Raw genomic sequence first — 12780 nt, forward strand, 5'->3', positions numbered from 1 at the left:
TGATCTCGATTATTTGTTCTGAACGAACTCTAAAGTTACCACTCCTCTGGAAGCGGATTTAACGTTTAGGGTCTTGCTTGCCAAGAAGCCGAATCCTCTGTCTTTTTTATAGACTAATTCGTCCATGAAAAGAGCGTCTTTTCCAGGGTAGGTTACTTCCCACTCGGAACCGTTCACATCGGAAGTTCTAACGTTTACGTCTTTCGCAGCAGTAAATTCTGTCAGATCGTCTTTGAACTTAGTAGCCTCATCAGCGTTCAATCCGGTAAACTTAAGGATAATGGTATTATTCTCAGTCAGGTTAAACCATTCTTCTTTGAGTTGTTTGCTTACTTTCTTGCTTACGCTTTCCGCCCAGTTAGAGATCGCTTTTTCACGGGATACTTTTTGAGTAATATCCGCGCCGCGACCGTCAGCAGTTCCTGAATCGACGATCTTGCCGTCTCCCCAAAGTAGAACTACCTTGTAAGAACCTGTGGCTGCGGTGCTGAAAATAGGTCTGTCTAAATTCTTTCCGCCAACGTTCGTTACCTGGCCTTGGTCTTCGGTCTCAACTGTTCCGACTAACAATACTTCTGCGCCGGAAGCTGCGGCTTGCTGGATGATCGCAGAACCGGAATCGATAGAAGCAACTGCATCCGCATTCACTGCGGAAGGTTTTACAGTTTTAGAAGCAGAGCTTGGATCAACGATCTTGTTTCCTGCTTTTTTCAGTCCTTTGATCACTTCCGCTTCAGCGATATTGTTTGTGCTCAAAGGAGCAACAGGTTGTCCTGCAAGTTTAGAAGGGATCAGGATCACTACTCTAGGATTTCCAACGTCCGCTAGAAGAGAGTCTACAGCGGTAGAAAGTTTAGAGTCTTCGATTGTGCAACGAACTGTGAGCTTGAGAATGGGTTGGGTGTCGATCTTGCCTTCGGTTTCATCGACGATATCATAGGTCTTTACGAAAGCATCTGTCTTGGAAAGTAGGCTAGAACCTAAGCTTTCTCCGTCGGAAGCCTGGCTTTTGTTGGAAATTTCCTCGCCTACAACTTTACGAACAGCATTGATCTTTGCATCTTTGATCGCTCGTTGTTTTGCATTGGTCTTGTCCCCGTTATAGATCGGAGCCTCTCCGATCACGGTGACTGTGTTTCCTTCTCTAGTATACTCTTCCTTTTTCTTACGACCGGATCCTCCTCCGGTGGCGCATGCAAAAGTGAAACCTAAAATGAGTGTGAGAGCGGTACCCCGCAGGATGGGCAGCTTTGCCATATCGCTTCCTTTTTCTCCTTGATGAATTGAATTCTGTCTATTTACTGAACAAATAAGGTATCTTACATGCGGTTCAAAGAAAGAAACAAAAAAATCCTAACTTTACTCATTTTTTTTCTGACAATATTCTCCGACTCCTGCGCTGAAGCTTCTTCCAGAAAGCATATCTCCAAATCCAATATCATCCCTGCCGAAGTTTCGTTTTACGAGCAAGTGTTGCCGACTCTTGCTGGGAAATCTGTCGTTCTTGTTACAAACCCGTCGGGTATAGGTAGATATCCTGAAAAGATCCTAAAAGAATTTAAGGATAAGAAGGTTAAGATCAAGCATCTGATCGGCTTGGAACATGGCTTCCTTGGTTTAGAAGAAGATTTTAGCAAGTCTCCGGTCACAGTAGACGAAACCTTCCAGCTGCCTATCTATCATATTTATAAAGTAAAGAATGCAGAGATCCCGGCGATCTTGAAGGGAGCAGATGCAGTCGTATTCGATGTTGCGGATATGGGTATGCGTTGCTACACTTACTTAAGCGTTTTGAAACGTTTGATGGATAATTTACCCGAACCGAATATCCGATTCATCGTTTTGGATCATCCGAATCCAGCCATGTATCTGGGAGCAAGAGGAGAAGGCATCCAAAAGAAATTCCTAAACTTTGCTGGTGAATTTCCTTCACTCTTCTTTACCGGCATGACTATAGGAGAGGCAGCCGCTTTTTATAATGGGGAGTATCTCTCGAATAAGGTTAAACTCGATATCGTTTCTCCGGAAAACTTAAAGAGAGGTTTCGATTGGGAAAGAGAGGGCATCCCTTGGTCGACTCCTTCTCCCAACTTGCCTATGTTGGATTCCGCTCGGAATTATCTCGGTCTAGTTCTATTGGAAGGAGTGAATGTCTCCGTAGGAAGAGGGACTCAAGCTCCTTTCGTATATTTCGGAGCTCCTTGGATGAACGAGCCCGATCAGATCATTCCGGAACTAAACGAGGATAGCAAGGGCGACTATTACTACCAAAGCGTATATTTTAAACCTACCTTTGGACCGTTCAAAGAACAGATCTGCAGAGGACTTCGCTTAACGATCGTGAACAAAAAATACGACCCGCTCAAAATGTCCTATAATCTAATGACTATTTTAAAGAAACATTATAAGGATTTCAAATGGAGGCAATATCCGGACGGAACCCACAATATAGATTTTCTTTGGGGAACTGAAAGGATGAGAGAATCCATCGATGCCGGCAAAACCTATGAGGAATTCAAGGCAGGATATTCCGAGTCGGAGTCTTCCACAAACAAGATGATACAAAAGTATCTGCTGTACTAAGGTTTTCTAGGAAAATTTCGAAATAAGAGACATGAAACGTGCCTTACTGATTGTTCCTATTTTATTTGCCTTCTCTCTTGGAGCGGAAACACAAACCGGCTGGAAGGATTACGGATTAAAAGAAGTTCTGGGAAGATTAAAATTCTACGCATTTGCAAAGATTGCGCAAAGTGTCAGGACCGGAGTCTCCCATTTTGATCAGGAATTTACTTTGAGAGAAATTCCTTGTGGGGAAGACTTTCCGAAACTAGAAGGGAATTTTCAATGCGCCCTTCTTCGGGTCAGCAGTTTAGAAGATCATTCTTCCGGATCGAACTCTAAGTCTAGCCAAATTGCAAGCGGAGAAGGGAATACGTCTTCTTCTTCTCAAAATCCGGCGACTCCGTCGGAAAATGCTTCGGCAGAAAAATCGAAAGCTGCCGAATCTCCCAACGGTTCCCAAGCAAGCGCTCCGGCATCTTCTAGTATTCCTTCTCAGAGATCCCTGCCTATATCCACGGCGAGCTCTCCCGATCCGGCAGTTTCGGTCCCGAAAAAACTTCCGATCCATGTGAAATGGTACGAAGGCTCCACCTTGGCAGGTAAGGGTGTTCTTCTGATACCGGGACAGAATGGAGAAGGGGATCTTCATCTGTATTATCATACGGATGGAAGATTGAGCCATTATTCTTTCGGGGATTCGATTGTAGTTTTTGATTGGAAAGGCAAGGAATTAAGCACAATCCTTTCCGTAAAAGTAGATTCCCGCTTGCGGCCTTTAGGTGGAAAGGAATACTTCTTTCCATGAAGGAACTCTCCCACGGTTTCCTAAGAATGTTGGATCACGAAGGGATCGATCCGGTGGAATATATCTGGGTTGTAGCGACTTATCCTTCTAATGAAGCCGGAAAACAGGAAGCAATATTAACTTCTCCTAATTTTCAGGTCGGTAAACTCGTCGGTAAAAAAGTAAAGCTTGCGTTTACAGGAAAGATCCGCTGCGTTCACTGCGGAAAAGTAACCAGTAAGAGCTTTAACCAAGGAGCCTGCTTCTCCTGTTTTCAGACGCTAGCGGAGAATGATCTTTGCATTCTTCGTCCTGAGACCTGCCATTTTCATTTGGGAACTTGCAGGGAACCGGAATGGGGAGAAGGTTACTGCTTTCAGAAACATACTCTCTATTTAGCAAATACGAGCGGACTGAAGGTGGGGATCACTCGAGAGAATCCTGTATCGAATCGTTGGGTGGACCAGGGAGCGCAAGAAGCCATTCCACTCTTAGAAGTAACTTCCAGAAGGGACGCCGGACTCATAGAGAAACAATTCACTACTGTGATAGATGATAAAACCAAATGGCAGAAGATGGTAACCGAGGATTCAGGTCCATATGACCTGGTCTCCAAGAAGAAGGAACTATTGGCCGTGCTCGATTCCTGGGATCTGGGAGTCCCTTATACAGAATTGGACACTACCTCGGTGACTAAATTAAGTTATCCTATATTAGAATATCCTAAAAAATCAAAGTCCTTTTCTCCGGACAAGGAAACGGAGATCGATTCCAGACTGATCGGGATCAAGGGGCAATATTTACTATTCGAAGATACGGTGATCAATATCCGGGCTTACGCAGGATATGAGATCCGACTTTTTTCCGAATAAGAAAGGGAAGAATGAAACTGATCGCAATCCGGAAATATTTTCTAATCGTTACTATTGCATTTTCTTTTCAGAACTGTGGATGGCTTGTAGATATCGCCTTTCCGTTGGAAATCGACAAATTCCTGGGAGAGCGCTTTTTTAAGTCAGTTGTCCAAGGGGAGAATAATGTTAAGGTCTACAAGAACCAGGAGCTTCAGAATTACGTACAGTCCATTACGGATAAGATCCTGAAATCCAAGGAGATCCGTTATAAGGATGAATTTCCCTATAAGGTGACCTTATTAAAAGATGACGATACGATCAATGCGGTTTGTGCCCCTGGCGGATATATTTTCGTCTACACTGGGCTTTTGCATTTCGTAAAGAATGAAGCTACACTAGCCGGCATCTTGGCGCACGAGATCGCTCACGCGGAGAGAAGGCATTCTACCAAACAGTTATCCACTTCGATCGCTTTGTATTACGGATTGTATCTGACTCTTTCTTATGTTTTGGGTTCTGAACTAGCACAGCATGCGGCAAACTTGGCTGGTCTTTCCACGAATTTACTTAGTCTAGCGAATAGTAGATCCGCAGAAGAAGAAGCGGACGAGTTCGGTTTCCGATACATGAGATCTACTCCGTATTATCCGGGAGCCATTTCAGAATTCTTTAAGGACATCCAAGTCTGGCGAAAAGAGCAGGGAGATGTACAAGATACGAATCTTCCCTTGGAAAAGTATTTAAGTACTCACCCAATGGACGAAGAACGGATCGCAGAAAATGAAAGAAGGTTGAAAGAGGCTAAGATCCCTAAACCGAATCCGAAATCTTTTTTTAGAGAAAGATACCGATCCAAGATCTCTCAGTATTTAGGAGAGAAAGCAGAGTAAACTCCTCGGGAAGACTGGGATCACTGATTCCTTCTTTCGGAACAATATGAGCGAATTGTTTCACTCTGTTAAATAGATCCGAAGACGGGCTTTGCTTTTTGAATAAGAAAAGCATTTTAGAAAGAGAGTTGACTCTTTCCTTTCGAAGGCCGGAAATAGACGGCCATGAATTGGAAGGGAAAATTAAAGATCTGGATGGATGCCGGCCTCATCAATAAAGAGCAGGCAGATGCAATTTTCGCATTTGAAAATGCAAAAAAGATCCCATACGCATTTTATTCGTTCTTAGCTCTAGGTATTGTTGTCTTAGGGTTAGGAGTGATCGCGCTCGTAGCAGCAAACTGGGATCAGATCCATTATTCTGTAAAATTATTCGTCAGCTTTTCCGTGTTAATCGGGATTGCCTTATTGATCCTATATTCGGAGAGAAGGGGGTTCTGGAATTCTTCTATTCGATATTTGCTCGTGCTACTATTTAGTGCCCTTTGTTTGGCGAATATAGGTCTCATTTCTCAGATCTATCATACCCAAGGAAAATTCTACGAGGCAATCGCTCTTTGGTGTGGGATGACCTTTCTATTGCTATTCTTCTATCCCGGAAGGATTTTGCTCCATCTTTGGATAGCAGCCTTCGGATTTGCCCTCTTTTACGCGCTTGCCGATCTCGATATGCTCTCCGGACAAAGAGAATATTATATTTATTTAATGGCATTTTGGTTGTCTTGGGTCTTCGGTGCGATCAGCATTTTCTTGGACAAGAGAATGGAGTCGGGCGAAGACAGGAGGTCTATTCTTGCCAATCCGTTCCTAGTTTGGTATTTGTTTTACTTCATATACTCTTCCGTCTTAGGAACTTTTCTGACTGCCTATGATTCCGTAAAAGAAACGAATCTGACAGGGAATTATTTTACTCTTCCGTTCCCTTGGTATGTGCCTACGATTCTTCCTTTGCTTTTCCTTTTGGGAGGTCGTTTATTCAGAAAGCGCTTCTCTGCAAGAAAGCTAGTGCTTTTCAGTATTTCCGGGATATTCTTGGGTTTACTCAATTATCCGCAACTCACTCATTGGGCAGGTAAGTTCCCGGCGATCTTTTACTTCTTTCTTGCCTGGTTCCCTTTGACATTCGTATTCTTCCAATCCAGAAGATGGTTCGATCTCTGCTTAACTGTGATCGGGATCCGGTTCGTAGTCGCCTACCTGGAAGTGTTCGGGACCTTGCTCGATACTGGAGTCGGTCTCATCATCTCCGGCATCTTCATTTTAGGATTTAGCGCCCTCATTTTCAGACTGAGAGAGAAGATACGGATCAAGGCAAATCAACTCTTTCCTGAGGAGGAACTAGGACTATGAAACGATTCTACGGAGCTTTGCTTTCTATCTTTCTTCCGATTTTGGTTCTTGGTTCCTTAACTCTGGAGAGAGAGATAGATCTAAGGAACGGTAAGGTATTGATCCTTCCGATCACAGGTTATGATCCAAGAGACCTACTATCGGGGCATTTTTTAAGATTTCAGATCGATCCTAGTTATTCGGAAAGCGTATGTAATGAGGACTCGAACACTTCTTCCTTATCAGGAGAGACAGGAGTGAAATTGCAATCTTCCGAATACGGTTCCTGCGTTTGCTTCGAGAGTCGAGAGCCCTCATCCTATGAGGCAAAGTATTTGGCCGATTGCAGTCCTTCCGAAAGAGAGATCCTGAAATGTTGGACCTATATCAAAGGAAGCTGCAAATACGGTCGATTCGAGTATCCATTCCGTAAATATTATATTCCGGAAGAGAAGGCAAAGGAATGGGATGCCAAGTTAAGAGAACCCGGAGCTAAAGTCCAGCTTAGGATGAAGGAAGACGGTTCCGGTCTGATAGAAACCATTATTTGGCCGGCCGAATCCGCGCAGTAACCTCGTTTAAGCTACAATAGTCCTTCTCCCCGAGTCCTGCTTCGATCCCAGACTGATAGATCGGATCCAAGTGAGAGGAAAGGGGAAGGACTGTATTCGTTTCAGAAGCGAGAGCAAGTGCGTGTCTCAGATCTTTATGCATATTCTTTAATGCAAAATGAGTTTCATAATTCCCCGAGAATACGAAAGGAAATTTGAAATCGCTGATCCCGGATTTTGCACCAGATTGTTGGATGATCTCTTTTAAGATCTCGGGAGAGATCCCTTGCTTCTCAGCTAAAAGGAATCCTTCCATATAGATCTGAAAGATGCCTGCTTGTACCATATTCAACGCGATCTTCGCCTTTTGCCCGTCTCCTACCTTACCGCAATACACAATATTCTTACCGCAGATATCCAAAACAAAATGGATCTCGGAGATCTCTTCCTGGGAATGCGCGCCGATCATGAATAAGATCTGACCGTCTCTCGCTGCGTTCTTGGAACCTGTCATTGGAGCGTCTAAGAATTTCACACCTTTCTTTTGGAATGCCTCCGCAAGTCTTTGGGTAAGAGAAGGGGAAGTGGTCCCCATATCGATCACATATTTCGGTTTTGCTTCCAGCAATTTTGACTGAAAGACTGCGCTTTCTACGGAAGTATCATCGGTTAGGCAGAGGATGAGTATCTCGCAATCCTTCGCCGCCGCATAGATATCCCCGAATACTTTCCGAGTAGGCGATTCCATGTCGGCGATCTTCTCAGGGGTCCTCGCGAATAGATGAAGAGAATGCCCCGCTTGAGAGAGATTGTTTGCGATCCCTCTTCCCATAATACCGGTACCTAAGATTGCAATTGTATGTTCAGACATAGAGAAAGGATCTATGAGTTCGGAAGTTTTTGCAAGAAAAAGGCTGTTAGAAGGAACTGAGTGCGGCGCGAATAAAGCTTGTGACCGGAGCCTGCTCTCTCGTATCTTCTAGGCCTTCTCTCAATTCCCTTAATACGATCTGTGCATCCGTGAGCACTGTATTTACATTGGTGTGAAGATCGTCCCTGTTGATCAACCTTCCGAGGGTTCCGTCCCCACTATTGATCTTGGTAGTGATATCGGCGACATTGGAGAAGGTTTTGCGGATATCTCCCCTGTTCTCTGCGATCAATTCGGAAAGAGAGACCAAAGGATCTTGGAGTACCCTTCCTTTGAGAGAAGCGCCCGCCTTATAGTCTACAACCGGGAAGGTTTTAGCTGGACCTCTTTCATCCGCGGACTCGGAAGTCCCAGGATCTATGGAGATCACCCTTCCGGAAAGAAGGCTTTCGTTACGGATCGTGATATCGTAATTCTCGTACATTCTCAAGGGCTCTTTCAATAGAATGGTAACTTCTACCCTTGTCGCGACTCCTACTTCTCCGGCAGGAAGTACCGCTCCATTCTCATCTATCTGAATGAGACGGATATTGGAAACATAGCCGAATGGAACGCCTTGCACTGTGACCTTGTTCCCGACCTTGATCCCTTCCGAATTCTTAAAATTGATCCTTAGGAATTCTCCCCGTTTTTGTACAGGACCGCCTTCTGTCATTACGGTGAAATAACCTACCACAACAACAGCGACGGAGAAAATCGCGCCGACTAAAAGATATCGAAAGGAACTCATTTGTTAAAGGACTCTATATAATAAGTATCGGATTTTTGTCCCGAAATATTCTCATTTGACCCCGGATTCATTTTTTGGTTTCAAGAATCATAGGGCCTTTGGTATGCCCATGTATGAACTGACGAACAAATTCGTTGTCTGAATTCTGGACTTCTGCGGGAGTTCCGGTAAATAATACCTGTCCGCCGTAAAAGAATGAGATCCGGTCGGCGATCATGTACGCGCTGGACATATCGTGAGTGACCACAACCTGCGCGGCTCCCGTTTCTTTTCGGATCCTGAGAATGAGCTCATTGATCACGTTTGACATAACAGGATCCAGACCGGAGGTAGGTTCGTCGTACAGAATGATCTCCGGATTGGTCGCAATTGCTCTCGCGAGTCCGGCTCTCTTTTTCATTCCTCCCGAAATATCGTTCGGAAAATTGTCCTTTGCGACGGTCATATCCACAAGTCTCAACTTCTCGGCCACGATCCTCTGGATCTCTTCTTCCGGATAGAGTTTATGTTCTCGGAGGGGAAGGGCAACATTATCGAATACGGTCATCCAGTTGATGAGCGCTCCTGACTGGAATAAGACTCCCATCTTAGCGCGGATCCGTTCCCTGTCTTGGATCTCCGCTCCCGAGATCTTTTCGCCGAAGATCCTACATTCTCCTGCATCCGGATCTAGGAGCCCTGTGATATGTTTCAAGGTGACGGATTTTCCAGTACCGGAGGGTCCCAGAATGACTAGAGTTTCTCCCTTCTTGACCTGGAGGTTCATTCCTTTTAGGATCTTTCTCTCCCCGAAGGCTTTATGAAGATTGATGAGTTCTATTGCGAATTCTTCCATAGACTATTGCCTGTAAAAAATAGCGGTGATCACATAACCGAAGAAGATCACCATGAGAAAGGAAGTGACCACAGATTCCCGAGTCGCTCTTCCCACACCAATGGCACCGCCGGACGTACGCAGACCGTGAGAGCAGGAAATGGAAGAAATGATAAGACCAAAAACATAACCTTTAAAAAGCCCGGTATACACATCCTTCAAGCCGGGAATGGAAGTGATCCTTTCATACACGTCTTGGAAATATACGATGAATTCCAGACCTAGCTGATAGTGAGCTACGATGGCGCCGCCCAAGGTGCCAAGGATGGTGGAGTAAACGCATAGGATCGGAACCATTAAAGAAAAACCTAATACTCTCGGAAATACGAGAAAGCGAACCGGATCGATGGACATGACTTCCAGGGCGTCGATCTCTTCGGAAACTTTCATTGTGCCTATCTCTGCCGCGATCGCGGAACCAATAGATGCCGCTAGGATCAATGCAGTCATGAAGGGAGACATTTCCCTGGTGAGAGTGATCGTAAGAAGAAGACCTACTTGGCCTTCCGCGCCGAAGTCCTTTAATCCAAGACCGGTATTCAATGTGAGAAGCATTCCCGTAAAGATGGCCACCACGGAAACCACGAAAAGGCTTCCCACTCCGGAGATGAACATCTGGTCCAGGATCTCTTTTCGTTTCTCTACTGCGAATCTTAGATTTAGGAAGGTCTCCGCGATGAGAACGATTGTGTAACCGGCTGCGTAAAGAGTATCGTTTGTTTTTTCTTTTAAGGATCCCAGCATCGGAATTATATTTTAATCCACCAAAGAATTTGCACCGTTGTCTTTTCTTTATCTTTCTCTACTCCGAAAAGACCGTAGAGGAACTGGTAGGAGATCTTTTCCGGAGTATTGCTGTATTCCACCAAAAAAGGAATATGGATATGCAATTCATCCTTACTCCATCTTTGGGTGTACAGTCTCATCAGGAAGGAAAGACGCTTCTCTCCGTTCGCGAGCCTTTGGTACTCTACGATAGACCAGACCGGATCCCAGATCCTTTCCACAATTTCCGATTTAATGGGAAATAAGGAAAGGAAATTCCAAGTAAGATTTCCGTCCCTGTCCTCATGCCAACGGAAGAAGGGCCAGAGTTTATAATAGTTTTCCTCTCTTCCCCATTGTACATAGGTGCGGTTCGTCCTCCACCAGAAGGGAATGAAATAGGTCTCAGAAGACTTGAGATGATAACTGTCCGTGCTCAAACGGAAATAGAACGGAGTAAGGAAGCGGGTCTCTTTATAAGCGAACCTATAATATCCGTAAAAAGGGAAGAATATTAATTTTCTATAATCTTCATCGTCGTTCTGACCGTATTGAAAAATGAAAAAGAATATGTTTAGATCCTTTTCGTGAGTCCTTTTATCGTATCCGTAGGAGAATAGGGAGCCGAAGATCGGCAGCCAGAAGAATGCTTTCGCCTTCATATTCCCATATTCCGAACTCTTAGAAGAATAGAACGGCCAGAGCATGAGATAAGAGAACGGTTCTCTCTTGTCCTGATTGATATTCCCCCATTGAATGAATGGCCAGAGGACAGAGTAACGCTCATATTTTCCCTTATGCACCTTTTGAGAATAGAAGGGAAGGAACCGAAGATCGTCCCTGACTTCCGAGCCTCCCCACATGATGAGAGGCCAAAAAATACTTCGCGCAGTATAATTCTTATGCTTCCAACTCGTGTAGAAAGGAAAGAGGACAAAGTTCAGTTCCGCATAACCGATCTTTCCTCTCATTCCTCCGTAAAATGGAAAAAAACCGAAGTAGGATTCTCTTACCGTTTCTCCTTTTCCCCATACGAGAAGAGGAGAGAGGGTGTCCTCGTCCCAGCCAATATCATCGTGAAAGGATTCCGTTCCGCTAATAAAGAATAAGAAGGACCAAACCCTCCAGTAATCGGTCTGCTCCGAATAGAATATAGGGAATAAAAAGGTTCTGTACTTATAATTCGATTTGGTCTCGGTGTATGTGGAGAAGAAGGGACGGTAAATTTGTTCTTCTTCTCCCAATCGTTTTTCGGATTGGTACAAGAACCAGAATTGTTTGTACTCGGAGGGGTAGGGAGAAACCGGTTTAAAAGGAAATTCAGAAAATACGCTTTCCGTACAAAACAGGAAAAAAAGGATAAGGAGAATATTCTTATGCAACATTCTTCCGAACAGATCCTAAACAGGGAGAATAGGGGTAACCATTGAAGATAGCGGTATTATTCGGAGGAACGTCGACGGAGCACGAAATTTCCCTCAGAACGGGTACTTTCATAAGTAAGACATTGGCCTCCATGGGACATTCGGTCAAACCCATTCTCATCTCCAGGGAAGGACGTTGGGTGATCCCTAAAGAATATCGACCTATTTTTCCCGAAGGAGCAAACGGGAATCCGGAATTATATTTAAAACAATTCGAAGAATTGCACGGAGTGAGTGCCTCTAACTTTACTTCCTTGGACTGTGATGTGGTCTTTTTAGGTCTACACGGAACAAGCGGAGAAGACGGTTCTATACAAGGATTCTTGAAAGTACTCGGGCTGCCTTTTACAGGCTCGGATGTGAAAGCTTCCGCATTGGCCATGGATAAAATACGCGCTAATCGCTTATTCCATTTAGCGGGAATGTCGGTCGCTCCTTTTTGGGAACTGCGTAAAAAAGATTTTCTAGAGAATCCGACTTTGGTCGAAACCTTGGATCTAGAATATCCTCTTTTTCTAAAGCCTGTGGAAGGAGGTTCCAGTTTTCATACCTTTCGGATCAATACTGCAGAAGATTTGGAGAGACGACTTCCGGAATTCTTCGAGCGAGAAGACCACGCGATCTTACAGAAATTCTTAAAAGGAACCGAAGTCTCCTGCGGTGTTTGGGAAAAGAAAGAGGGAAATAAGCGAATCGCAAGGGCGCTTCCTCCCACGGAGATCATTCCAGGTGGGGAATTCTTTGATGTGGAATCCAAATACAAACCGGGACTTTCGCAAGAGATCACTCCTGCTCGTTTGCCGGAGCCAATCATCCAAAAGATCCAAGAACAATCGATCCTCGCTCATAAGACCATGGGTTGCGAAGCGTATTCCAGAACGGATTTCATTCTTGTAGACGGGGTCCCCTTTGTATTAGAAACGAACACTCTTCCTGGAATGACAGAGACAAGCCTAATCCCTCAGCAAGCAAAGGCAGCAGGGATCCCGATCGAAGAGTTATATCAATCCTTGATCGATCAGGCATTAGAGAGAGCAGGTAAAGTGCCAGTGGCTTGAGGTTGGCTGAGCGTGGCCCCCACCC

General features: G+C 44.7%; 13 protein-coding genes. 7 read left to right on the forward strand and 6 right to left on the reverse strand.

Features of this window, described 5'->3' with window-relative positions; genetic code table 11:
* Window positions 1-9 precede the first annotated feature (9 nt).
* On the reverse strand, window positions 10-1257 hold the full coding sequence (locus EHO57_RS18515) for a lipoprotein LipL46 (RefSeq protein WP_135642621.1): 1248 nt from the start codon (window positions 1255-1257) through the stop codon (window positions 10-12).
* Between the two features lie 66 nt (window positions 1258-1323).
* On the opposite strand from EHO57_RS18515, the gene EHO57_RS18520 reads away from it, so the two are divergent.
* The 6 genes from EHO57_RS18520 to EHO57_RS18550 all read left to right on the forward strand — a co-directional run bounded on the left by EHO57_RS18520 (window position 1324) and on the right by EHO57_RS18550 (window position 6994).
* Window positions 1324-2583 carry an exo-beta-N-acetylmuramidase NamZ family protein gene (locus tag EHO57_RS18520; protein WP_135642623.1) on the forward strand — a complete coding sequence of 420 codons (1260 nt, stop codon included), beginning with the start codon at window positions 1324-1326 and terminating at the stop codon, window positions 2581-2583.
* A gap of 31 nt (window positions 2584-2614) precedes the next feature.
* Window positions 2615-3370, forward strand: coding sequence for an LIC_11883 family protein (locus EHO57_RS19005; RefSeq protein ID WP_246050793.1), 756 nt, complete (start codon window positions 2615-2617; stop codon window positions 3368-3370).
* Window positions 3367-4221, forward strand: coding sequence for a DUF2797 domain-containing protein (locus tag EHO57_RS18535; protein WP_135642625.1), 855 nt, complete (start codon window positions 3367-3369; stop codon window positions 4219-4221). The genes EHO57_RS19005 and EHO57_RS18535 overlap by 4 nt, the downstream gene beginning before the upstream one ends.
* 11 nt (window positions 4222-4232) lie before the next feature.
* Window positions 4233-5093 carry a M48 family metalloprotease gene (locus EHO57_RS18540; protein ID WP_135642628.1) on the forward strand — a complete coding sequence of 287 codons (861 nt, stop codon included), beginning with the start codon at window positions 4233-4235 and terminating at the stop codon, window positions 5091-5093.
* 165 nt (window positions 5094-5258) lie between these two features.
* Window positions 5259-6443: a DUF2157 domain-containing protein gene (locus EHO57_RS18545; RefSeq protein WP_135642630.1), complete on the forward strand. Its 1185-nt coding sequence runs from the start codon at window positions 5259-5261 to the stop codon at window positions 6441-6443.
* A complete protein-coding gene (locus EHO57_RS18550; protein ID WP_135642632.1) occupies window positions 6440-6994 on the forward strand; it encodes a GDYXXLXY domain-containing protein in 555 nt (184 codons plus the stop codon). Before EHO57_RS18545 ends, EHO57_RS18550 begins: the two co-directional genes overlap by 4 nt.
* Here the strand turns inward: EHO57_RS18550 and EHO57_RS18555 are convergent.
* The 5 genes from EHO57_RS18555 to EHO57_RS18575 form a co-directional block, all read right to left on the reverse strand.
* The gene (locus EHO57_RS18555; RefSeq protein WP_135642634.1) at window positions 6966-7844 is read right to left on the reverse strand and encodes an NAD(P)-dependent oxidoreductase; all 879 of its coding nucleotides are present in this window, start codon (window positions 7842-7844) and stop codon (window positions 6966-6968) included. The two genes, EHO57_RS18550 and EHO57_RS18555, sit on opposite strands and share 29 nt — an antisense overlap.
* Window positions 7845-7890: 46 nt before the next feature.
* Window positions 7891-8634 carry a mammalian cell entry protein Mce gene (gene mce / locus EHO57_RS18560; RefSeq protein WP_135642636.1) on the reverse strand — a complete coding sequence of 248 codons (744 nt, stop codon included), beginning with the start codon at window positions 8632-8634 and terminating at the stop codon, window positions 7891-7893.
* Window positions 8635-8701: 67 nt separating this feature from the next.
* The gene (locus EHO57_RS18565; RefSeq protein WP_135642638.1) at window positions 8702-9469 is read right to left on the reverse strand and encodes an ABC transporter ATP-binding protein; all 768 of its coding nucleotides are present in this window, start codon (window positions 9467-9469) and stop codon (window positions 8702-8704) included.
* A 3-nt stretch (window positions 9470-9472) separates the two neighbouring features.
* Window positions 9473-10252 (reverse strand): MlaE family ABC transporter permease, encoded by a 780-nt coding sequence (locus tag EHO57_RS18570; RefSeq protein ID WP_135642640.1) that lies wholly within the window; start codon window positions 10250-10252, stop codon window positions 9473-9475.
* Window positions 10253-10257: 5 nt separating this feature from the next.
* A complete protein-coding gene (locus EHO57_RS18575) occupies window positions 10258-11658 on the reverse strand; it encodes a hypothetical protein (protein ID WP_135642642.1) in 1401 nt (466 codons plus the stop codon).
* Between the two features lie 41 nt (window positions 11659-11699).
* On the opposite strand from EHO57_RS18575, the gene EHO57_RS18580 reads away from it, so the two are divergent.
* Window positions 11700-12755, forward strand: coding sequence for a D-alanine--D-alanine ligase (locus EHO57_RS18580; RefSeq protein ID WP_135642644.1), 1056 nt, complete (start codon window positions 11700-11702; stop codon window positions 12753-12755).
* Window positions 12756-12780 lie beyond the last annotated feature (25 nt).

Source organism: Leptospira langatensis (assembly GCF_004770615.1).
In the GTDB taxonomy this organism is placed as follows: Bacteria; Spirochaetota; Leptospiria; order Leptospirales; family Leptospiraceae; genus Leptospira_B; species Leptospira_B langatensis.

Coding starts and splice junctions, on each gene's coding strand:
- EHO57_RS18535 (WP_135642625.1), top strand. CDS start 3,367: ATGAAGGAACTCTCCCACGGTTTCCTAAGAATGTTGGATCACGAAGGG.
- EHO57_RS19005 (WP_246050793.1), top strand. CDS start 2,615: ATGAAACGTGCCTTACTGATTGTTCCTATTTTATTTGCCTTCTCTCTT.
- EHO57_RS18555 (WP_135642634.1), bottom strand. CDS start 7,844: ATGTCTGAACATACAATTGCAATCTTAGGTACCGGTATTATGGGAAGA.
- EHO57_RS18545 (WP_135642630.1), top strand. CDS start 5,259: ATGAATTGGAAGGGAAAATTAAAGATCTGGATGGATGCCGGCCTCATC.
- EHO57_RS18520 (WP_135642623.1), top strand. CDS start 1,324: ATGCGGTTCAAAGAAAGAAACAAAAAAATCCTAACTTTACTCATTTTT.
- EHO57_RS18540 (WP_135642628.1), top strand. CDS start 4,233: ATGAAACTGATCGCAATCCGGAAATATTTTCTAATCGTTACTATTGCA.
- EHO57_RS18575 (WP_135642642.1), bottom strand. CDS start 11,658: ATGTTGCATAAGAATATTCTCCTTATCCTTTTTTTCCTGTTTTGTACG.
- EHO57_RS18515 (WP_135642621.1), bottom strand. CDS start 1,257: ATGGCAAAGCTGCCCATCCTGCGGGGTACCGCTCTCACACTCATTTTA.
- EHO57_RS18550 (WP_135642632.1), top strand. CDS start 6,440: ATGAAACGATTCTACGGAGCTTTGCTTTCTATCTTTCTTCCGATTTTG.
- EHO57_RS18565 (WP_135642638.1), bottom strand. CDS start 9,469: ATGGAAGAATTCGCAATAGAACTCATCAATCTTCATAAAGCCTTCGGG.
- mce (WP_135642636.1), bottom strand. CDS start 8,634: ATGAGTTCCTTTCGATATCTTTTAGTCGGCGCGATTTTCTCCGTCGCT.
- EHO57_RS18570 (WP_135642640.1), bottom strand. CDS start 10,252: ATGCTGGGATCCTTAAAAGAAAAAACAAACGATACTCTTTACGCAGCC.